This is a genomic window from Nissabacter archeti, assembly GCF_018257325.1.
GTDB lineage: Bacteria > Pseudomonadota > Gammaproteobacteria > Enterobacterales > Enterobacteriaceae > Chimaeribacter > Chimaeribacter arupi.
In genome coordinates this window covers 201,558-221,653 of the sequence record NZ_JAERKB010000001.1, presented here as the reverse complement: position 1 = coordinate 221,653, position 20,096 = coordinate 201,558, and the positions used below count along the sequence as shown (strand labels likewise).

The window sequence follows — 20,096 nt, the reverse complement described above, 5'->3', positions numbered from 1 at the left end:
AACGCCATGACCCTGTTAACCGAACGCCCCCCGGCCGCCCCGGCGCGGCCGCTGAAAACCTGGTTTGCCCGCCAGAAAATGGCCCACGGCCGCAAGCTGGTGATCGCGCTGCCGTTTATCTGGCTGCTGCTGCTGTTCCTGTTGCCGTTCCTGATTGTGTTCAAAATCAGCCTGGCTGAGATGGCGCGCGCCATCCCGCCTTATACCGATCTGGTGAGCTGGGCGGACGGCACGCTGAATATCGTGCTGAACCTCAACAACTACCTGTCGCTGACGGACGATCCGCTCTACATCGACGCCTACCTCCAGTCGCTGCGCGTGGCGGCAGTCTCAACGCTCTGCTGCCTGGCGATCGGCTACCCGCTCGCCTGGGCGGTGGCGCACAGCAAACCGTCGACGCGCAACATTCTGCTGCTGCTGGTGATCCTGCCGTCGTGGACGTCGTTTTTGATCCGCGTCTACGCCTGGATGGGCATCCTGAAAAATAACGGCGTGCTGAACAACGTGCTGATGTGGGCCGGGGTGATCGACCAGCCGCTGGTGATCCTGCACACCAACCTCGCGGTCTATATCGGCGTGGTGTACTCCTACCTGCCGTTTATGGTGCTGCCGATCTACACTGCGCTGTCACGCATTGACTACTCGCTGGTGGAGGCGTCGCTTGATCTTGGGGCACGGCCGCTGAAAACCTTTTTCCAGGTGATCGTGCCGCTGACCAAAGGCGGGATTATCGCCGGCTCCATGCTGGTGTTTATCCCGGCGGTGGGGGAGTACGTGATCCCGGAACTGCTCGGCGGGCCGGACAGCATCATGATTGGCCGCGTGCTGTGGCAGGAGTTCTTCAATAACCGCGACTGGCCGGTGGCCTCGTCGGTGGCGATTGTGATGCTGCTGCTGCTGATTGTGCCGATCCTCTGGTTCCACAAACATCAGAACAAAAGCCTGGGAGACGGGGAATGAGTAATTTACCGGTAATACGTTCGCCGTGGCGCATCCTGATCCTGGTGCTGGCCTTCACCTTCCTCTACGCGCCGATGCTGATGCTGGTTATCTACTCGTTCAACAGCTCGAAGCTGGTGACGGTGTGGGCCGGCTGGTCAGTGCGCTGGTATGGGCAACTGTTCCACGACAGCGCGATGATGAGCGCCGTGGGCCTGAGCCTGACCATTGCCGCCTGCGCCGCCACCGCGGCGGTTGTCCTCGGCACGCTGGCGGCGGTGGTGATGGTACGTTTCGGCCGCTTCCGCGGTGCGACCGGCTTCGCCTTTATGCTCACCGCCCCGCTGGTAATGCCGGATGTGATCACCGGGCTGTCGCTGCTGCTGCTGTTTGTGGCGCTCGGCCACGCCATCGGCTGGCCGCAGGAGCGCGGCATGTTCACCATCTTCCTGGCGCATGTCACCTTCTGTACCGCCTATGTGGCGGTGGTGATCGGCTCCCGGCTGCGTGAGCTGGACCGCTCCATTGAGGAGGCAGCGATGGATCTCGGCGCCGCGCCGCTCAAGGTCTTCTTCGTGATCACCGTGCCGATGATCGCCCCGGCGCTGGTGTCCGGCTGGTTGCTGGCCTTTACCCTGTCGCTGGATGACCTGGTGATCGCCAGCTTCGTTTCAGGGCCGGGGGCGACCACGCTGCCGATGCTGGTGTTCTCCAGTGTGCGTCTGGGGGTGAACCCGGAGATCAACGCGCTGGCGTCGCTGATCCTGCTGGTGGTGGGGGTGATAGGCCTTATCGCCTGGTGGTTTATGGCCCGCGCAGAAAAGCAGCGGGTGCGCGATTTACAACGGGCCGCGCGTGGCTGATTTATCCTAAAGCTGTTACGCTTTTCTTGCCGACGCCGCCCCCTGGCGGCGTCTTCTTTTCACAATGATGTGGCAGGCAGGAGAGCATTCAGATCAATGAGTCGTCTGGCATTTATTCCCGTTCCCGTAATGATTGGTGCAAGCGCGATTATCGCGACCCGGCTGCTGGGGTTCCTGCTGCTGTTTGATGAGCTGGGCATGGCCGGTATCGGGGACTTTATCCGCGCAAGCACGGAAAACTGGCTCAATACGCTGCTGCTGCTCTGTAGCCTGATGATCATCCTGGTGGAGGCGCACTGCGCCTATGCGGTGATGCGCGCCCGCAACTGGGGGCGCTGGCTCTATTTCGGCTGCCAGCTGGTGGTGGTGGGCTATATGCTGCTGGCCTCGTTTGACTGGTTCGGGCCGAAGATTTTCCGCCTGGAGAGTGCTGACCCGGCCGAAGCGGCCAACGCGCTGGTGATGCAGAAACTGCCTGATGCGCTGGTGCTGTTGTTGCTGTTCCTCCCGCCTTCCAGCCGCCGCTTTTTCTCACGCCGCCGCTAAGCCCACTGGCATTGACCGGGCGCATACAGTACACTTTGCGCCCTTGATTTTCGCCCCTCTTGCGCCCGCTGCCGGGCGACACCCGACCAGGTAACTTATGCATTGCGCACAGTATGACGCCAACACCTGCCGATCCTGCCAGTGGCTGGCTTTGCCTTACGCCCAACAACTGGAACAGAAACAGCAGCAGTTACAGCAGTTGCTGGCCGCACGGCCGGTGGCGCAGTGGCTGCCGCCGGTGACCGGGCCGCAGCAGGCGTTTCGCAACAAAGCCAAAATGGTGGTCAGCGGCAGCGTGGAGCGGCCCTTGCTCGGGATGCTGCACCGCGACGGCACCCCGGTGGATCTCACCGCGTGCCCGCTGTACCCCGCCTCGTTTGAGCCGGTATTTGCGGTGCTGAAAACCTTTATCGCCCGCGCAGGGCTGACGCCCTACAACGTCGCGCGCAAACGCGGCGAGCTGAAGTTTATCCTGCTGACACAGAGCACGCTGGTCGGCGGGCTGATGCTGCGTTTTGTGCTGCGCTCAGAGAGCAAACTGGCGCAACTGCGTGCGGCGCTGCCGTGGCTGCAACAGCAGGTGCCGCAACTGCGGGTGATCTCGGTGAACCTCCAGCCGGTGCATATGGCGATTCTGGAAGGCGATACCGAAATCATGCTGACGGACGACCAGATGCTGGCAGAGCAGTTCAACCAGGTGCCGCTCTACCTGCGCCCGCGCAGCTTTTTCCAGACCAACCCGCAGGTGGCGGCCACGCTCTACGCCACGGCGCGCGACTGGGTACGGGCGCTGCCGGTCAAGGCGATGTGGGATCTGTTCTGCGGCGTGGGTGGGTTTGGCCTGCACTGCGCCACCCCGGAGATGGCGCTGACCGGCATTGAAATCAGCGCCGAGGCGATCGCCTGCGCCCGCCGTTCTGCCGATACGCTGGGGCTGACACAGGTCAATTTCCAGGCGCTGGACTCCACCGGTTTCGCCACCCACGAGGCGCAGGTACCGGATCTGGTGCTGGTCAACCCGCCGCGGCGCGGCATCGGCAATGCATTGTGCGACTACCTCAGCCGCATGGCGCCGCCCTATATTCTCTACTCCAGTTGTAACGCGGAGAGCATGGCGCGCGACCTGGCCAACCTGCCGGATTACGCCTGCGAAAAAGTGCAGCTGTTCGACATGTTCCCGCATACCGCGCACTACGAAGTGCTGACCCTGCTGGTCCGCCGCTGATCGGCCCCGCCGCTACTAAACCTCTGAAAATCCCCGCACCTTATAAAAAGGTGATCGCTCTCCCTGCAACGCCGGTTGACACCGGCGTATAACACCCACGGTTTTCAGGGTTAACGCAAGGAGAGAAGGATGCCGATTCTGGTATACCCAATAAGAAAAAAGAGTGGCGAAGCCCATTGGCGGCGATGTAGAGGGGGTCAGATGAAATGGGCTGTACTCTTTATTTTCTGCCCGGTGGTGACTTTCTGTCCGGGTAGGTCATGGGGAGCCGTCACGCCGGAAAATATCACCTATGCCGTCAGTGAATTTGGCGCGGATAAGATGATGGAGGTGCTCAGGAAAAATGATGCACAATGGCGAACCGTCACGGCGGGTATTGCCCGCGGCGAGGAGAGGTGGCTCAACCTTATTCCATTGATAGGGGCAGAGGCGGATGAAAAACAGGCCGGCGATGTAATGACAGCGTTAAGTCTTGCGTTGGTCGCTGATCCGCCGGCCACACTGCGGGTAGCCAAAAGCCTCGATATCCGGGCGCAACAGGGTGCCTACGCGCTGGGCCGTTTTGGTACGGATATCGTGTGTGGGGTGCCGATGACGCTGGAATATACCCGCCAGTCCACCCTGAACTATTATTCCAGCGTCAGCCAGTCCCTTGAAAAAACAGGCGATAAGGGGGCGGGCTGTCTGGCATTAATAAACGCCTCTATGGATGAAATCGAGGCAGAAGAGCAGCGCGGGAAGATGACCTGGGGCACCAAAACATGGCCATAAAAACCGCTCTTATAGCGCTCTCCCTGTTTCCCCTTGTTTCCCAGGCCTCACTGACACCCGATTCCCTGCGCCATGCTGCTGAAGACGGGGGCGCAGACAACGCCTGGGTGGTGCTTAAGCAACCTGACGCGTGGCAAACGCTGCTCTCGGGTGTTGCCAAAGGGGAACCGGCATGGCTGAATACCCTGCCGCTCTTTGCCTCGACAGCCAATCAGCAGCAACGGGATGCACTACTGACCTCATTAGCTTTTTCCTTAACATCAAACCCGGCAGCAACGCTCGATATATTGCCGGACATTGGTAAAACGATCGATAAGTCAGAGATCAACTTGTATGACTGGCAATATCTTTGCCCTGGTTTCATCAGTCTCAATTACACCAAAGCGTCAGCAGTGCGCTATTACGACAGCGCAACCGAGGCCTTGCGTAAAATTGGCGACAAAGGAAAGGAGTGTATGGCATTAATGTATGAGGGGCGTGAGGAGCTGAAAGAGGACGAATTCCGCGGGAAGATGACCTGGGGCACCAAAACCTGGCCATAAGCGTCAGTATTCCCTCAGCGGCCCGTGTTCCGGGCCGCCTTAGCCGCCGACCATACCGCCGAGGATAACCACCAGCCGGTCGAAAATTTCCCCGAACAGGCGTTCGCAGAACGGGGCCAGCAGCGGCATCATCATGCTCAGGGTCAACATGCCGACGATCATGGTGATCGGGAAACCGATCACAAACACCGAGAGTTGCGGCGTCATCCGGTTCAGCAGGCCGAGCGCCATGTTCAGCGTCAGTAACAGGGTGATAATCGGCAACGCCAGCATCAGCCCACTGCTGAAAATCAGGCCGCCGGTCTGGGCCAGCGCCATAAACCCGTTGCCCTGTAAAGGATCGCTGCGCACCGGCAGGGTGTGGAAGCTGTCCGCGAGCATGGAAATCAGCCACAGGTGGCCGTCAAAGCTCAAAAACAGCAGCACCGCCAGCAGGTTCATGATGCGTGTCAGCACGGAGGTGTTCGGGCCGCTGGAGGGGTCGAAGAAGGTGGCGAACGACAGGCCCATCTGCAAGCCGATAATCTCACCGGCCATCCGCACCGCGCCGAACGCCATCTGCATCGTCAGCCCCAGCGCTACGCCAATCATGATTTGCTGGATCGCCAGCCAGGCGGCGGCCCCGGAAAAAATCGGCGTGTCGTTGGCCGGAAGGCTGGGGGCAATCAGCACGGTGATAAGCAGCCCCAGCCCCAGTTTCACCCGCGCCGGGATCTGCTTCTCACCAAACAGCGGGGCGCTGCTCAGCAATGCCAGGATGCGCAGCAGCGGCCAGAAATAGAGGCTCAGCCACTGGCCGAGCTGGGAGGTGTCCAGCGTCAGCATATCAGCCGATAATCGTCGGCAGGCTGCTGAACAGCGTGCGCATATAGTCCAGCAACAAATTCAGCATCCACGGCCCGGCCACCACCATAGTGCCGACCACCGCCAGGATCTTCGGGATAAAGGAGAGGGTCATTTCGTTTATCTGGGTGGCGGCCTGCAACAGGCTCACCACCAGACCGGTCACCAGCGACACCAGCAACAGCGGGGCGGCCAGCAGCAGGGCGACTTTCATCGCCTCGCTGCCCATCGCCATAATCGATTCAGGGGTCATGGTGCCTCCGGGTCAACTGAAGAAACTTTGGGCCAGCGAGCCAAGCAGCAGCTGCCAGCCATCCACCAGCACAAACAGCATCAGCTTGAAGGGCAGGGAGATGGTGGCAGGCGGCACCATCATCATCCCCAGCGCCATCAGCACGCTGGCGACCACCAGGTCAATAATCAGGAACGGGATAAACACCGTAAACCCAATCTGGAACGCGGTTTTCAGCTCGCTGGTCACGTAGGCGGGCAGCAGGATGCGCATCGGTACCGCTTCCGGCCCCGGCAACGGCGGCAGGTTCGCCAGCCGGGCATAGAGCGCCAGGTCAGTTTCCCGCGTCTGGCGCAGCATAAATTCACGCAGCGGCACGGTGCCGCGCTCCATCGCCGTTTCCATGCTGATCTTGTTTTCACTGAACGGCTGGTACGCGTCGGTATAGATCTTGTCGAACACCGGCGCCATCACGAAGAAGGTCAAAAACAGCGCCAGCCCCAGCATCACCTGGTTAGGCGGGGCAGACGGCGTACCGAGGGCGTTGCGCAGCAGGCCAAGCACGATGATGATGCGGGTAAAGCTGGTCATCATCAGCAGCCCGGCAGGCAGCAGCGTCAGCGTGGTGATAAACACCAGCGTCTGCACCGGCAGCGACCAGCTCTGGCCGCCATTGGCCAGGGGCTGGCTGACAAAGCCCGGCACCTGGGCAAAAGCCGCAGGGGCGGCGAGCAACAGCAGGGCCGGCAGCCCCAGGGTCAGGGTGCGGCGCAGGAGAGAGGTCGTGGTCATGCCGATTTATCCGGGCGGTGAAGCACATTGTTCAGTAACTGACGGAACTGGGCTGCGGCCGGGGTGGCCGCTGTCGCCGCAGGCGGTTGTGCCGGCGGCGCGCTCAGGGTATGCAGCGGGGTGATTTGGGTCGGCGTCACACCCAGCACCAGCCAGGTATTGTCCACCTCCACAATCACCACCCGCTCACGCTGGCCGACCTGGCAACTGGCCGTCACCTTCAGCAACGCGCTGTTACGGCGTTGCGGGGCGAAGCCCAGACGCTTGACCACCCAGCCCGCCAGCAGGATCAGCAGCAGAATGCCGCCCAGCCCGGAACCCACCTGCGTCACCAGCGACCCGGTAGAAATCGCCGGGGCGGGCGGCACCGCCACCACCGGGGCAGGGGCGGCAACCGGTTGCGAGGCGACCGGCTTTTCTGCCATCGGGTTTTCTGCAACCGCTTTTTCTGCAACCGCTTTTTCTGCAACCGAGGGTGCGGCGGGGTGTTCTGCAACCGGCTGTAGGGCGGCCGGTGGTGCCGGAACAGCCGCCGCAGGGGCGGCAGCGGCCGGTGCAGCCTCTGCCGCCGGCGCAACAGCCGGGGCAGCAGGGTGGTCAGCGTACAGGTTGGTCAGTGTCGTCATTAACGGCTCAGGCGGCGCATACGTTCAGAAGGGGTAATGATGTCAGTGATGCGCACGCCGAACTTGTCAGCGACCACCACCACTTCACCCTGGGCAATCAGGTAACCGTTGATCAGGATGTCCAGCGGCTCACCCGCCAGGCCGTCCAGCGCCACCACGGAACCCTGCGACAGGCGCAGCAGCTCTTTGATGGTCATCTTGGTGCGGCCCAGTTCCACCGTGAGCTTGACCGGGATATCGAGGATCATGTCGATATCCTGCAAATTGCCCAGCCCTTCGTGCGGCTCCAGGGATTTGAACACCCCTTCAGTGGTCGGGACCGGTTTTTCGGCAGCCTGCTGCTGTTCGTTGAACGCATCAGCCCATAAATCGTCCACGGATCCGGTTCCTGCGTCAGTCGGCTGGTTGGCGTCAGTCATTGGGCTGTTCCTCATTCAGCGAATTCAAAATAGGGTTAATCAGGTGTTCCACGCGCAGCGCGTACTGGCCGTTCAGCGTACCGTACTGACTGGTCAGTACCGGCACACCATCAACATGGGCAATCAGGCGGTCGGCTTTCTCAATCGGCAGCACGTCACCCGGTTGTAATTTCATAATTTGTGATAACCGCAGCGGGATTTCGGCGAAGTTCGCCACCAGCTCCAGCTCAGAGTGCTGCACCTGATGCACCAGCGTATCGCGCCAGTTGTTGTCCTCCTGGCGGGAGTTCTCCAGCGGCGGGTTGGTCAGCAGCTCGCGCAGCGGTTCAATCATGGCGAACGGGATACAGATGTTGAAATCCCCGCTCAGCGCACCGATCTCGACGTGGAACGGCGTGGTGACCACGATGTCGTTCGGTGAGGTCGTAATATTGGTGAACTTCACCTGCATCTCGGCACGCACATACTCGATATCAATCTTGTAAATCGCGCTCCAGGCATCACCGTAGGCATCCAGCGCCAGCCGCAGCATCCGCTTGATTACCCGTTGTTCCGTGTGGGTAAACTCACGCCCCTCGACTTTGGTCGGGAAGCGTCCGTCACCGCCGAACAGGTTGTCAACGGCGATAAACACCAGGCTCGGCTCAAACACGAACAGGGCGGTACCGCGCAACGGCTTCAGCTGCACCAGGTTCAGGTTGGTCGGCACCGGCAGGTTACGGGCAAACTCATGGTAAGGCTGGATCTTGATGCCGCCGACCGTGATGTCCGGGCTGCGTCGCAACAGGTTGAACAGCCCCATCCGGAAGTGGCGCGCAAACCGCTCGTTGATAATCTCCAGCGCCTGAAGGCGTTCACGCACCACGCGGCGCTGGGTCGTCGGGTCATAGGGCCGGACATCATTTTCACTGCCGGCGGCGGCAACAGGTTCATCACTGTTGCTGTCACCGTTCAGCAGTGCGTCAATCTCGGCCTGGGAAAGGATGCTATCGCCCATAACCGGTCACCGTAAGATAAAGGCGGTGAACAGGACATCCGTCACCTTTTGTTCCGGCTGGCCGTGGACCATCGACGGGCGGAGCACGTCTTTGATCTGGCCCATAAGTTGTTGCTTGCCCGCTTCACTGGCCAGCTGGGCCGGCGTCTGGCGCGACAGCAGCAACAGCAGGCGGCTGCGCACTTCCGGCAGGTAACCGGTCAGGGTGGCACGGGTCTCTTCATCCGGCAGGCGCAGGGTCAGACCGATATACAGGACGCGGTCCGGGTCATTGGTTGGCGTCTGGAGATTCACGGTAAAGGTGTCCAGCGGCATAAACACCGGGGGAGCAGGCGGCTGAGGTTTCGCGCTGACTGTACCCTCGGTATGATTATGCATTCTCCACCAACTGTAGCCCGCTGCCGCGCAGGCGGCAATGGCGACCACGATGAGAATGATCATCCAGGGGAAGCGTTTACCTTTGGCTTTGTTGGCTTGTTCAGACATGGATAAGTCAGTTTCCTGTAACGTTAACGCCCGGCACGCGATGCATGCCGGACTAGATGTTGCGATGATTATCGCGGTTATCGGCCCGGACAATAGGTGGAATAGGCATGGAAAACCGGCTTACCTCATCCGTTTGTGGGCAGCCGGGTATAAAAGCGTCAGGCGAAGATGTCCACACCGCTGCTGCCCTGAAGGCGGGAAACCAGGCTGGCCGGGACGGCCAGCGGTTCAGCGGCCGCCAGGGGATCGGCCGCGTCCCAGCTGTTTGGTGCGCTGCGGCCGCCCTGCTGTTGGGCGCTCTGCTGCTGCGCCTGCTGCCAGCCGCCGGCATCACTGCCGACGCTGCTCTGCCCCAGGTTGATGCCGCTCTCCGCCAGCGCAGTGCGCAGGTGCGGCATGGCGGCTTCCACCGCGGCGCGTACCTGCTGGTGGGCGGAGACGAAGTGCAGCTGCGCCTGGTCGTTATCAATCTTCAGGCTTATCTGCAATGCCCCGAGATCTTCCGGGTGCAGGCGCAGCTCTGCGCTCTGCTGGCCGTGGCGGGTAAACATCAGTACCTGCTGGCCAAGGGCCTGCTGCCACTCCGGGGTCGCCAGCGGGCTGGTGATCTGCGGGGCAGCGGCCGTGACCGGCAGCGCGGTGGCGGCCGGTGCGGCGTTGGTATGGGCAGCCGGCGGCAGCGCGGCGGCCTGCACCACCGGTTGCGGGGCGCTGTCAGCGGTCGCCGCCGGCAGATCTTTCTGCGGCTGGGCGGCGGAGAGCAGCATGGCCGCGCTCTCCAGGCTCTCCGCCGGGGCCACGGCCGGGGCGGCAGCGGCTGCCGTGTTATCTGTGCCCGCATGGGCGGCATGGGCCGCAGCCGGTGAGGCGGACGCCGTGGCCGGGGTGGCCGGCGCGGCCGTCAGGGCAGAGGCACCGCCCAGCACGGCGGCGGCGGTACGTGCGGTCTCAGCCTCAGCGGCAGCCTGGGTGCCGGAGCCGGAGGCGGTGGCCTGAGCCGGTGCCATCAGCGGGGCGGGCAGGCCGAGCATGGCGAACAGCGACTGGATCGCCTGCTGGTCATCCTCTTTATCTTCCGCATTGCCGGCGTCCCCGGAGACGCGCGTCTCTACGCGCGCATCACGGCTGGTGAGCGCCGCCGGCACGGTGCCGGGCTGGGTCAGTTTTTCCACGGCGGCCGCGAGCTGGCTGACCAGATCGGTCGCCTGCGCTTTCCCGGCCGCGGTATTGCCGGCCGCGGCAGCCGCGGCCAGGGCGGCTTTGCCGTCAGCGGCCAGCGCGGTGAAACCTTTGCCTTTTGGCTCACCTGCCGGCGTCAGCGCGTTGCCCGGCACACCGGCAGCCAGTTGCCCCAACTGGGCATCAAGCTGGCCGGCGAAATCCAGGCCGCTCTCTTCCGGGGCCTGCCCGGCGGCCGTGGCGGTGGCGGGGGAGAGCGCGGCGGTGGCGGTCTCGGCCGCAGGGGCGAGGTTCAACAGCGTGAGGTTCATTGTTCTCGGTTCCTGTAGGTGCTTCGTTGCGCAAATTCGTCCATGCGTTTTTGGTCCAGCCGCCCCTCAATGACCTGCTGTTGTAACAGGGCGCGGTCGGCCAGCGTCTGGTAAGCATTCAACCGTTGCTGTTTGTCCTGCCAGTGGCTCACCGCCTGATCGAGGCGCTGGTTCCACTGCGCCAGCTGGCGGCGGTGCTGCTCAATCGCCTTGTCCAGCGTCTGGATAAACTGCTGGTAGTTTTGCCAGCTCAGCGCATCAATGCCGCCGTTCAGCGTGGTGTTCAGCTGCTGGCGGTACTCATCCTGATAATTGAGCAGCATGGTGAGCTGCTGTTCGGCATTAAGGCGCGACTGGCGCACCTGCCCAAGCTGGGTGACCGCCTGATCCAGCGCTTTTTGCGCCAGGTCGCGCAGGGTGCCCATCGGGGAGAGACTGTTCATCATGGCCTCACAGGAAAAAACGGGTTGCCGGTCAGTTCGGCAACAGGGTGTTCAGGTGGTCGCAGGAGGCAGTAAAGTCGCTCTGCTCATGAATGCCTTGCTGCAACAGCGCTTCCATCTGCGGGTAGAGGCGGATGGCGCGGTCAAGCAGCGGATCGCTGCCGGCGGCATACGCCCCGACGCTGACCAGGTCGCGGTTACGCTGGTAACTCGCCAGCATCTGTTTGAACTGGCGCACCCGGCGGTAGTGGGTGTCATCAATCAGTGAGGTCATCGCCCGGCTGATGGAGGCTTCGATATCGATAGCCGGGTAGTGGCCGGACTCCGCCAGGCGGCGGGACAGCACCACGTGGCCGTCAAGGATGGCGCGCGCCGAGTCCGCGATCGGGTCTTGCTGGTCATCGCCTTCGGTCAGGACGGTATAGAACGCGGTGATCGAGCCGCCGCCATCCACGCCGTTACCGGCACGCTCCACCAGCGCGGGCAGCTTGGCAAACACCGACGGCGGGTAGCCTTTGGTGGCCGGCGGCTCGCCGATCGCCAGGGCGATTTCACGCTGCGCCATGGCGTAGCGGGTCAGGGAGTCCATGATCAGCAGCACATGCTGGCCCCGGTCACGGAAATCTTCCGCGATGCGGGTGGCGTAGGCAGCCCCCTGCATACGCAGCAGCGGCGAGACGTCCGCCGGGGCGGCGATCACCACCGAGCGCGCGCGGCCCTCGGCACCCAGGATATTTTCGATGAAGTCTTTGACTTCGCGGCCACGTTCGCCAATCAGCCCGACCACAATCACATCGGCCTGGGTGTAGCGGGCCATCATGCCGAGCAGCACGCTTTTGCCGACGCCGGAACCGGCGAACAGGCCCATACGCTGGCCGCGCCCCACGGTCAGCAGGGCGTTGATGGCGCGCACGCCGACGTCGAGCACCTGCTCAATCGGGGTACGCAGCAGCGGGTTGACCGGGGCGGTCATCAGCGGGGCGCGGAAGCCGGTTTCCGGCGGCGGCAGGCCGTCCAGCGGTTTGGCGGCGCCGTCCAGCACCCGGCCCAGCAGTTGCGGGCCGAGCGGCAACTGTTTGCCGCTGCTCTGGCCGTCCGGCGTCATGCGGGCATAGACCCTGGCACCGGGCAGAATGCCTTCCACCTCTTCCAGCGGCATCAGGAACAGGCGCTGCCCCTGAAAGCCCACCACTTCACTCTCGACTTCCTGCACCTGATGGTTGGCATCCATCCGCTCAATAATGCAGGTGGCACCGAGCGGCAACTGGAGGCCGGTCGCCTCCAGCACCAGCCCGGTGGCACGGGTCAGGCGGCCATACCGGCGCAGGGCCGGGGTGCGGGTGATGCGTTGTTCGGCATCATCCAGCGCATGCAATAACCGGCCTAAACGGGCTGTCATACTTCCCCCGGTGCCGCCAGGCGGCAGAGTTCCTGCCAGCGCGTGGCGAGCGAGGCATCAAGGTCGCCGTCTTCTGCGCTGACTTTGCAGCCGCCGCGGTGGATCTGCGGGTCAGAGACCAGCCGCCAGCCGTTGAGGCTTAACGTCACGCCGAGCTGCTGCTCCACGCGGTCATAATCCTGCGGGCTGACGCGCAGTTGCGGTTTGCCGCTGAACATCGGCTCCTGCTGAATCAGCTGCTGGATCTGGGCCAGCAGCGCCGCGCCGTCACACTGCGGGGTCTGGCCGAGGATCTGTTTGGCGGCGGTCAGCGCCAGTTGCATCAGGCGGGAGGCGATCACGCTGTCGAGCGAGTCCAGCGTCTGCTGGAAATCGGTGACCATCGCCTGCCACTGTTCGGTCAGCGGCTGCTGCTGCGCGTGCGCGGCGTCCAGCCCCTGCTGCTGCCCGGCCTGGTAACCGGCCTGGAAGCCGGCGTCATAGCCCTGTTGTTTGCCCTGCTGGAAGCCCAACTGGTGGCCCTCCTGCTGGGCCTGCTGGCGCAACCCGGCCAGCTCGTGCTGGCGGGAATGTTCTTCGTGCTCCACCAGCACATCGTAGGCGGCCTGGAAGGCCGGCTCCATGCGCTTCGGGGCAGGGGAGAGATCGTTAAGTTTCCACGGTTGCCACGGCAGCCGGTTAAGCGCATCAGACATAGGTATCCTCGCCACCACCAATCATCATTTCGCCGGTTTCCGCCAGACGGCGGACAATCAGCAGGATCGCTTTCTGTTCTGCCTCGACCTGCGACATACGCATCGGGCCGCGGTTGGCCAGGTCGTCGCGCAGGATATCGGCCGCACGTTGCGACATGTTGTTGAGGAACTTGTCGCGCAGCGGCTGTTCGGCACCTTTCAGGGCGACCAGCAGCGACTCGTTGTCCACTTCCTGCAACAGGCGCTGGATGCTGCGGTCGTCGACCTGCACCAGGTTTTCGAACAGGAACATCTCGTCGACAATCTTCTGTGCCAGCTCGCCGTCGTAGCCGCGCATCGCGTCCATGACCGCTTCTTCCTGCTGGGTTTTCATCAGGTTGATGATCTCGGCGGCAGTACGTACCCCGCCCAGCTTGCTGCGCTTGAGGTTCTGGCCGTCGAGCAGGTTGTTCAGCACTTCGGTCAGTTCCGCCAGTGCCGCCGGCTGCACGCCGCCGAAGGTGGCGATACGCAGCATCACGTCGTTGCGCAGGCGTTCGTCGAACTGCGCCAGGATGTCGGCCGCCTGGCCGCGTTTCAGGTGCACCATAATGGTGGCGATGATCTGCGGGTGTTCGTCGCGGATCAGGTCGGCCGCCATCAGCGGTTCCATATAGTTGAGCGTTTCCATGCCGGTGGTGGTTTCACGCGACTCGAGGATGTCCTCGAGCAGGCTGGAGGCGCGCTCCTCGCCCAGGGCTTTGACCAGCACCGAGCGCAGGTAGTCATTGGTGTTGATGCTCAGGGCCGCGTACTGCTCGGCATCCACCTCGAATTCATTGAGCACTTCCGCCAGCACTTTGGTGGAGATGTGATGGGTGTTCGCCATCGCGCTGCTCAGCTGCTGTACCTCGCGCGAGGAGAGGTGTTTGAACACCTCCGCCGCGCGGTCTTCACCGAGCGTCATCAGCAGGACGGCGCTCTTTTCGGTTCCGGTCAAACTCATAACTCGGTACTCATCCATTGGCGGATCACCAGGGCGACCACGCGAGGTTCTTTATCGGCCAGCTCCTGGATACGCTGGGTCTGGACTTCAACGCTGACACGTTGCTGGGAGCGCTTGCGCTGGGCCAGCTCATCGCTGCTCGGCTTGGCGGCCGGGGCAGCCTCAGTGGCAGAGACAGCCTGGGCAGCGGCGGCGGCAGCCACAGCGGCTTCCTGCGCCTGTTGCTGTTTACGCAGTTGCGGGCGAACCAGCTTGCGCCACAGGATCCAGGCCACAATCAGGATCAGCAGGTAACGGCCGGCCTCGATAAGCTGCTCGAAGAACGACTGCTGTTTCCAGAACGGCAGCTCAACCGGCACGTCCTGCGTATCGTTAAACGGCGTGTTGACCACGTTCAGGCTGTCGCCGCGCTCGGCGGAGTAGCCCATCGCCTCACGCACCAGATCGTTGATCTGCTTAAGCTGGGCCTCGGTCAGCGCTTTCTGCTTGCCGTCTGCACCGGTGGCGTAGTTCACCACCACGGCGACGGAGAGGCGCTTCACGCCACCGGCACTTTCCGTGGTGTGACGGATGGTGCGGTCCAGCTCGTAGTTGGTGGTTTCATCATGGCGGCTGCTGCCGGACGTGGTGCCGCGCGCTGTGGTGGCGCTGCTGCGGGTGGCCGCGTCGGCGGTTTTGTTGGCCGCTGCATTCTTGGCATTTGCCGCGTTCTTCGCCGGCGGTGTATCAATCGGCGCGGTGGTGGCCGGGGCCGGCTGGTTGGAGAGCGCGCCCGGCACGCCGCCGACAGCGGAACCCACTTGTTCATTGGTGCTCAGCTGGCGTGAACGGATTGCGGCGTTGTCCGCATTGCCGTTCGGCTGGTACTGCTCATCCGTCTGCTCGCGGGAGGCGAAATCAAGCTGCGCGGTGACCTGGGCGTGGACGTTGCCTGCACCCACCATCGGCGCGAGGATGGTCTCGATACGGCGCTGGAAACGGCTCTCCAGCTCATTGGTGAATTTCAGCTGGGTCGCGTTCAGGAGGCGATCGCCGCCTTCATTCTGGGTCAGCAGGTGGCCGCTCTGGTCAACCACGGTGACGCTGGCCGGCGGCAGGCCGGAAACGCTGCTGGAGACCATATGGACGATGGCATTGATCTGGCCGTCATCCAGCGCGCGGCCGGGTTGCAGGGCCAGCGTGACTGACGCCGACGGGGATTTCTGCTCGCGCACAAACAGCGACGGCTTAGGCATCGCCAGGTGTACGCGCGCGCTCAGCACCGGGCCGAGGGTTTCAATGGTGCGCGACAGCTCACCTTCCAGGCCACGCTGGTAGTTGATCTGCTCGCTGAACTGGCTGATGCCGAACTTCTCCTGATCCATCAGTTCGAAGCCCACCGCACCGCCTTTCGGCAGCCCGGCCTGCGCCAGGCGCAGGCGTGTCTCATGGACACTCTCCGCCGGCACCAGCAGCGCGCCGCCGTTATCCGCAAAGCGGTAAGGGACATTCATCTGCGTCAGCTGGGCGACGATGGCACCGCCATCCTTATCGTTCAGGTTACTGAACAGGACGCGATAGTCCGGGCTGCGGGCCCAGAGCATCATGGCAACGACAATGGCCACCGCCGCCGCTGCGGCAATCAGCAACGGAATTTTTGGGTTAGCGCGCAAGCGGGTAAACAGCGCGTTCATGCCGTTTTCACGGTTATCGCCGGTGGCGGTCGCGGCATTCATGAGGCCACCTCGCTACACTGCAAACGGATGTGAGTAATGGTATAGAGTTGCAAAACGGACTCCCTGGCGGTTTGCGTTGACGCGTCAAAAGGCACTGGACCTGGTAATAGGAAATGTCCCAATTTTCAGGTGGGCCATTATTTGCTGTTGACAGAAAATTCGATGGGTGAATAAGCCGTGTTTTTTGCCGCTATTTAGATGCTTTAGCCGGAAAACCCTGTGGTAGGGTGTCTGCCATCAAATCTATATCGTCCGCCGGTGCGTCCGGCACGGGCTGACACCAGAGAGAAAAGTATGTCAATTCAGGGTATTCAAAGCGTCCTCCAGCAGATGCAGGCCACCGCGCTCCAGGCCGCCGGCCCGGCACCCGCCCAGCCGTTGGCGCACGCGGGCTTTGCCAGCGAGCTGAAAGCGGCCGTCGGCAAGATAAGCGACATCCAGAACAGCGCCCGCACCCAGGCCGAGAAATTTGAGCTGGGCGTGCCGGGCGTTGGGCTGAATGACGTGATGGTGGATCTGCAAAAATCCTCCGTCTCCCTGCAACTGGGCGTGCAGGTGCGTAACAAGCTGGTGTCCGCCTACCAGGAAATCATGAACATGCAGGTGTAGGGGGGCGGACTGCCCGCTTCCGGCAGGTTTCCTGCGCCACACCCGGTGGCCGCGATGCTGTGCTCTTTCACCGCCTGTTGCCTGAATTTTTGTCATTATCAGTAGATTTATTACGGTTATCCCCCCGGCTGCCGATACTGTGTTCAGGCAAAAAGCGGGGAAGAGGATCCTGATGCAAACCAACCTGTTCAAGACAGACGCCGCGATCCGGGCGGCGTGTGATATGTGGTATGGCGGCGGTGGGGCAGAGCCTGACGCGATAAGGCGCACAGGCAAACGCGACCGGCTGCGCCCGGAGCGTGAGTGATGCATTACTTTCTGGCGGCACTCGGCGCGCTGATAACCGGCACGGCGATGGTGTCTGACAATGGCATCGCATTAATTTGCGGCACAATCTGGTTGAGCACCGCCTGTGTCTGCATGGCAATTCAAAAGTTAGGAGAGAAATATGGCCGCTGAAATCATCCCGTTTAAAAAGCCCTTGCATCAGCTGACCCAGGCCCAGCAACACCTTTGCGAGGCATTGAAGCTGGTGCGTGACGGCGGTCACCAGCCGATGGCGGTTGACCTGCTGCTCAGCCGCGCTCATGAACTGGTGTATGACTACGTGGAAATCGCCGGAAAACGCTGAACGGGCGCGCACTGCCTGCCGCGTGCAGAGGGACATTGCCCCTTCTTTGCCTTATCTGTTGAACTGACGGCAAAAAAAGCGGTCTGTTACAAGCCCGGCGGTCGGGCGTATGCCATAATGCGGGGCCTGCAGCGTAAAGAGGCGGGGCAATGTTGACAGAGTGAGGAGTAACAGAGTGGCAAACATGCGCGTTAAACAGGGAGTAAGCTGGTGGTTTTTCCCCTACATCCGGCTGGTGTGCTGGGTTTATGCAGTGCGGGGGCGCGAGCTGAGTGACCAGCAACTGGAACAGCGGGTCATGCGCCATCTGAACCCCTCACCGTACAAACGACGCAGGCATCAGGTCATCCTGAGCAAGCTGCGCCTGAAGGGCTGAAAGGAAGGCAGGCGGCGGCAGGCTGAAAGTGTTGTTATCTTCTATACTTAATGGACAAACCCGTGAGTCAATGGAGAGAACCATGTCTGAACATCCTGATCATAACGCGCCTTTCCCCAATAAACATCACGGCCTGCCTGAAGATGCGCCCAATTCGCCGAACCCTTATGAAGAGGATGACCTGGCGAATAAAGAGGGAGAAATCCCGAGAAAGCGCGATGACAGCTCCGATGATAAAGAAGATCCTTACGAATCAGACTCGAAATAGCGTCTGTTCCCGCTATCCAGAAACCGCCTCCGGGCGGTTTTTTGTTGCCGCCACACCGCCGGGCAGACAGATTAGCCTGATTGGACATTTGTTCATCAGGATGTGATGTCCGGCAGGTCTGCCCGCTGGCGGCTTGCCTATACTTCCTATGCCCATGTCGGGCCTGGAGGTAGTTATGTCCGAACGTCCTGATGAAATTGATCCGCTGCCGGATGATGATATGGTTCCTGAAACCCCGGAAGAGTTTCCGGAAGAGGATGATCCTTTAGGGGATGATCCGTTGGGGGATGATGACGATGTGCCGCAAACCCCGGATGACGTGTAAGCCTTATCTACTCTAAAACCGCCTGCGGGCGGTTTTTTGTTGCCTGCTGTTCGTCAGTTAATGCCTGTAGTTCGTTAGTTGGTTAATCCCTGTAGTCCATCAGTTAATGCCGGTAAGGCACCGGGCGTTTTTGCCGGCGTGCAGCGTGTATCTGCTATCTTTAAGATAACGCAACAGGGAGAACCATGATGTCATTAGAGATTGAGAAAAAGTCAGAAGGGCCGGACCACTATCTGTATGCCGCCACCTGCCGCGAGGCGGATTACCAGTTTGAGGTGACAGGCCGGGGCAAGACGGCCACTGAGGCGGATGCGGACCTGAGGAAAAATATCCGGGAGATGGGGCAACGGCTGGATGAACTGATGCAGATGAGTAAGGTGTCGGCCTGACACCGGCGTGGTGCTGTCACGGGCGGCCATCGCGGCCGCCCGCGTCCTATCAGGCAAATGTCTCGTCAGGGGCTTTCAGGATCATCGCTTCCAGCGCATGGCGGTAAACATCCAGTTTCACCACATCATGTTCGGTTTCCAGCTTTTCAATCAGCCGCGCAATGATCGCTTTATTAGTGACAAACTCATGGGTGCTGAGCAATTCTGCCGCAATCTGAGTAATCACTTCTGACTCCGCCGCTGACGTCGCGGCCGGGCTGTTAAAATAACGCGCAATTTCGTGTTCCGCAGAGACGGGTTGTTTATTCATTTTTTGTTCCCTTATAGAGCGTATTCCGCGTACCGCCCAATCCGGAACGCCGGACAGGCGTAAGTCGCGTCATGGGGGTGGCGTAAACTGGTGTGTAAATAAAAAAGACCTCTGAACGTGGAACCAAACACCCTCAGAGGCAACATAATGCATCCGTTATCGTTATGACAGGCGAGCGTTCCCTGCTCCCCGATAAACTTATACAAAGATGGAAATTTTGCGTAACTTTGGCCTGAGCTTTTTGTGTGGTATGAGGTGTATATAAAAAGCAGCTTATCAGGCGGGCAGTGGAGAGGGCGGCGGCAAGGGCAAAAGGGCATGATAAGTTGCCGGGCCGCCGGGGGGCAGGTACCCCGGCAAAGTGTAAGGGGGGCGGTGGAGAGGGGCGTGCGTTCGTGACAAAAGCCTTACGCAAGCCAGGGGATCAGGGGTCGATTCGCGGCTGGTCAATCAAGGCGTAAAGGCAACCGCGCAGCTTGATCAGATCCTCCGGATGGGTCGCAGAATCTTCTGAAGCCTGGTCCAGCGCTTTGTTCACCTGTTTTGAAATGGTCATCCTGGTCTGTGCATCCAGCGCATTCATCAGCGCTGTCACCGCAATTTGCAGGGCTTCTACCTGAATCAGGGTCTCTTTGGAGGCCACATCATTTTCTGCCAGCTTCACCAACAGTTCTGCGATTAACGCTTTCATAAAGTCTCCACACAAGAAGGGATCGTTAGCGCGCTTATAATAATGCGGGAGTTCATGAATCTGATAGCAAAATTTTAATCATTCGCGGTAATGACCTGCACAACGCGCGAAAGGAAAAGAAAAAATGCGCGTGTTGCTAAAAATGCGGTGCACTTGCTGACGGTAGGGTTTGCACTATTCTTGAAATGTTCTTAACAAAAAGGAGTGAGTTATGAAAAAAGTCATTGTGGCTTCTGCGGTTATTCTCTCTGCCCTGCTGGCCGGCTGTGCCGACAGCAACTATGCTATCCACACCATTGATGGCCGGACGATTGTCAGTGACGGCAAACCAAAAACAGATAATGAGACCGGCATGATCAGTTATAAAGATGCCTGGGGCAACAAACAGCAAATTAACCAGAATACCGTGAAGCAAATGCAGGAAATTAAAAACTGACGTTTATTTTCCCCTAAAAAAACCCCGCTGCGGCGGGGTTTTTATTGCCGGTT

The 20,096-nt window shown here is 61.0% G+C and carries 30 protein-coding genes; 15 read left to right on the top strand and 15 right to left on the bottom strand.

Annotation, left to right across the window (positions count from 1 at the left end):
- The first annotated feature begins 6 nt into the window (after nt 1-6).
- The 6 genes from potH to JK232_RS00905 all read left to right on the top strand — a co-directional run bounded on the left by potH (nt 7) and on the right by JK232_RS00905 (nt 4,886).
- Nucleotides 7-960 (top strand): putrescine ABC transporter permease PotH, encoded by a 954-nt coding sequence (gene potH, locus JK232_RS00930; RefSeq protein ID WP_072928509.1) that lies wholly within the window; start codon nt 7-9, stop codon nt 958-960.
- Nucleotides 957-1,802 (top strand): putrescine ABC transporter permease PotI, encoded by an 846-nt coding sequence (gene potI, locus JK232_RS00925; RefSeq protein WP_072928510.1) that lies wholly within the window; start codon nt 957-959, stop codon nt 1,800-1,802. Before potH ends, potI begins: the two co-directional genes overlap by 4 nt.
- Nucleotides 1,803-1,898: 96 nt before the next feature.
- On the top strand, nt 1,899-2,348 hold the full coding sequence (locus JK232_RS00920) for a YbjO family protein (RefSeq protein ID WP_072928511.1): 450 nt from the start codon (nt 1,899-1,901) through the stop codon (nt 2,346-2,348).
- Nucleotides 2,349-2,445: 97 nt separating this feature from the next.
- Nucleotides 2,446-3,573 carry a 23S rRNA (uracil(747)-C(5))-methyltransferase RlmC gene (gene rlmC / locus JK232_RS00915; RefSeq protein ID WP_212588657.1) on the top strand — a complete coding sequence of 376 codons (1,128 nt, stop codon included), beginning with the start codon at nt 2,446-2,448 and terminating at the stop codon, nt 3,571-3,573.
- A 129-nt stretch (nt 3,574-3,702) separates the two neighbouring features.
- A complete protein-coding gene (locus JK232_RS00910; RefSeq protein ID WP_101828903.1) occupies nt 3,703-4,344 on the top strand; it encodes a hypothetical protein in 642 nt (213 codons plus the stop codon).
- Nucleotides 4,335-4,886, top strand: a complete 552-nt coding sequence (locus JK232_RS00905) for a hypothetical protein (protein WP_212588656.1) — start codon at nt 4,335-4,337, stop codon at nt 4,884-4,886. The genes JK232_RS00910 and JK232_RS00905 overlap by 10 nt, the downstream gene beginning before the upstream one ends.
- 39 nt (nt 4,887-4,925) lie before the next feature.
- Here the strand turns inward: JK232_RS00905 and fliR are convergent, their stop codons facing one another.
- From fliR to fliF, 13 genes are all read right to left on the bottom strand, one after another.
- Entirely contained in the window at nt 4,926-5,711 is a 786-nt protein-coding gene (gene fliR / locus JK232_RS00900; protein WP_072928515.1) for a flagellar biosynthetic protein FliR, read from the bottom strand.
- 1 nt (nt 5,712) lies between these two features.
- Nucleotides 5,713-5,982, bottom strand: a complete 270-nt coding sequence (gene fliQ / locus JK232_RS00895) for a flagellar biosynthesis protein FliQ (protein ID WP_072928516.1) — start codon at nt 5,980-5,982, stop codon at nt 5,713-5,715.
- 12 nt (nt 5,983-5,994) lie between these two features.
- Nucleotides 5,995-6,753 carry a flagellar type III secretion system pore protein FliP gene (gene fliP, locus JK232_RS00890; RefSeq protein ID WP_072928517.1) on the bottom strand — a complete coding sequence of 253 codons (759 nt, stop codon included), beginning with the start codon at nt 6,751-6,753 and terminating at the stop codon, nt 5,995-5,997.
- Nucleotides 6,750-7,178 (bottom strand): flagellar biosynthetic protein FliO, encoded by a 429-nt coding sequence (fliO, locus tag JK232_RS00885; protein ID WP_072928600.1) that lies wholly within the window; start codon nt 7,176-7,178, stop codon nt 6,750-6,752. Before fliO ends, fliP begins: the two co-directional genes overlap by 4 nt.
- A 200-nt stretch (nt 7,179-7,378) precedes the next feature.
- On the bottom strand, nt 7,379-7,798 hold the full coding sequence (fliN, locus tag JK232_RS00880) for a flagellar motor switch protein FliN (protein ID WP_072928518.1): 420 nt from the start codon (nt 7,796-7,798) through the stop codon (nt 7,379-7,381).
- Nucleotides 7,791-8,795 carry a flagellar motor switch protein FliM gene (gene fliM, locus JK232_RS00875; RefSeq protein WP_072928519.1) on the bottom strand — a complete coding sequence of 335 codons (1,005 nt, stop codon included), beginning with the start codon at nt 8,793-8,795 and terminating at the stop codon, nt 7,791-7,793. Before fliM ends, fliN begins: the two co-directional genes overlap by 8 nt.
- Before the next feature lie 6 nt (nt 8,796-8,801).
- Complete coding sequence (fliL, locus tag JK232_RS00870; protein ID WP_072928520.1) at nt 8,802-9,281, bottom strand: flagellar basal body-associated protein FliL; 480 nt, start codon at nt 9,279-9,281, stop codon at nt 8,802-8,804.
- A gap of 158 nt (nt 9,282-9,439) precedes the next feature.
- Entirely contained in the window at nt 9,440-10,771 is a 1,332-nt protein-coding gene (locus tag JK232_RS00865; RefSeq protein ID WP_246538163.1) for a flagellar hook-length control protein FliK, read from the bottom strand.
- A complete protein-coding gene (fliJ, locus tag JK232_RS00860; RefSeq protein ID WP_072928602.1) occupies nt 10,768-11,214 on the bottom strand; it encodes a flagellar export protein FliJ in 447 nt (148 codons plus the stop codon). Before fliJ ends, JK232_RS00865 begins: the two co-directional genes overlap by 4 nt.
- 31 nt (nt 11,215-11,245) lie before the next feature.
- Nucleotides 11,246-12,613, bottom strand: a complete 1,368-nt coding sequence (gene fliI / locus JK232_RS00855; RefSeq protein WP_072928521.1) for a flagellar protein export ATPase FliI — start codon at nt 12,611-12,613, stop codon at nt 11,246-11,248.
- Nucleotides 12,610-13,308 carry a flagellar assembly protein FliH gene (gene fliH / locus JK232_RS00850; protein WP_072928522.1) on the bottom strand — a complete coding sequence of 233 codons (699 nt, stop codon included), beginning with the start codon at nt 13,306-13,308 and terminating at the stop codon, nt 12,610-12,612. Before fliH ends, fliI begins: the two co-directional genes overlap by 4 nt.
- Nucleotides 13,301-14,293: a flagellar motor switch protein FliG gene (gene fliG / locus JK232_RS00845; protein WP_072928523.1), complete on the bottom strand. Its 993-nt coding sequence runs from the start codon at nt 14,291-14,293 to the stop codon at nt 13,301-13,303. The genes fliH and fliG overlap by 8 nt, the downstream gene beginning before the upstream one ends.
- Nucleotides 14,290-16,008: a flagellar basal-body MS-ring/collar protein FliF gene (gene fliF, locus JK232_RS00840; protein WP_101828901.1), complete on the bottom strand. Its 1,719-nt coding sequence runs from the start codon at nt 16,006-16,008 to the stop codon at nt 14,290-14,292. The genes fliG and fliF overlap by 4 nt, the downstream gene beginning before the upstream one ends.
- A gap of 294 nt (nt 16,009-16,302) precedes the next feature.
- Here fliF and fliE point away from each other — a divergent pair, with 294 nt between their 5' ends.
- From fliE to JK232_RS00805, 8 genes are all read left to right on the top strand, one after another.
- Nucleotides 16,303-16,617 (top strand): flagellar hook-basal body complex protein FliE, encoded by a 315-nt coding sequence (fliE, locus tag JK232_RS00835; protein WP_072928525.1) that lies wholly within the window; start codon nt 16,303-16,305, stop codon nt 16,615-16,617.
- A 172-nt stretch (nt 16,618-16,789) separates the two neighbouring features.
- On the top strand, nt 16,790-16,924 hold the full coding sequence (locus JK232_RS22900; protein ID WP_276327353.1) for a hypothetical protein: 135 nt from the start codon (nt 16,790-16,792) through the stop codon (nt 16,922-16,924).
- Entirely contained in the window at nt 16,924-17,076 is a 153-nt protein-coding gene (locus JK232_RS00830; RefSeq protein ID WP_165698475.1) for a hypothetical protein, read from the top strand. Before JK232_RS22900 ends, JK232_RS00830 begins: the two co-directional genes overlap by 1 nt.
- Nucleotides 17,066-17,248 carry a hypothetical protein gene (locus JK232_RS00825; protein ID WP_072928526.1) on the top strand — a complete coding sequence of 61 codons (183 nt, stop codon included), beginning with the start codon at nt 17,066-17,068 and terminating at the stop codon, nt 17,246-17,248. Before JK232_RS00830 ends, JK232_RS00825 begins: the two co-directional genes overlap by 11 nt.
- Nucleotides 17,249-17,423: 175 nt before the next feature.
- Nucleotides 17,424-17,624: a hypothetical protein gene (locus JK232_RS00820; RefSeq protein WP_072928527.1), complete on the top strand. Its 201-nt coding sequence runs from the start codon at nt 17,424-17,426 to the stop codon at nt 17,622-17,624.
- 82 nt (nt 17,625-17,706) lie between these two features.
- Nucleotides 17,707-17,892, top strand: coding sequence for a hypothetical protein (locus JK232_RS00815; RefSeq protein WP_072928528.1), 186 nt, complete (start codon nt 17,707-17,709; stop codon nt 17,890-17,892).
- Nucleotides 17,893-18,067: 175 nt separating this feature from the next.
- Nucleotides 18,068-18,217, top strand: coding sequence for a hypothetical protein (locus JK232_RS00810; RefSeq protein WP_165698476.1), 150 nt, complete (start codon nt 18,068-18,070; stop codon nt 18,215-18,217).
- 185 nt (nt 18,218-18,402) lie between these two features.
- Nucleotides 18,403-18,606 (top strand): hypothetical protein, encoded by a 204-nt coding sequence (locus JK232_RS00805; protein ID WP_241506130.1) that lies wholly within the window; start codon nt 18,403-18,405, stop codon nt 18,604-18,606.
- Between the two features lie 49 nt (nt 18,607-18,655).
- On the opposite strand, the gene JK232_RS00800 is transcribed toward JK232_RS00805, so the two are convergent.
- A complete protein-coding gene (locus JK232_RS00800; RefSeq protein WP_072928529.1) occupies nt 18,656-18,916 on the bottom strand; it encodes a biofilm/acid-resistance regulator YmgB/AriR in 261 nt (86 codons plus the stop codon).
- A gap of 424 nt (nt 18,917-19,340) precedes the next feature.
- On the bottom strand, nt 19,341-19,607 hold the full coding sequence (locus JK232_RS00795; RefSeq protein WP_072928530.1) for a sigma-S stabilization anti-adapter protein IraP: 267 nt from the start codon (nt 19,605-19,607) through the stop codon (nt 19,341-19,343).
- 211 nt (nt 19,608-19,818) lie between these two features.
- Between JK232_RS00795 and JK232_RS00790 the strand changes: the two genes are divergently transcribed.
- Nucleotides 19,819-20,043, top strand: coding sequence for a YgdI/YgdR family lipoprotein (locus JK232_RS00790; protein WP_072928531.1), 225 nt, complete (start codon nt 19,819-19,821; stop codon nt 20,041-20,043).
- Nucleotides 20,044-20,096: the final 53 nt, after the last annotated feature.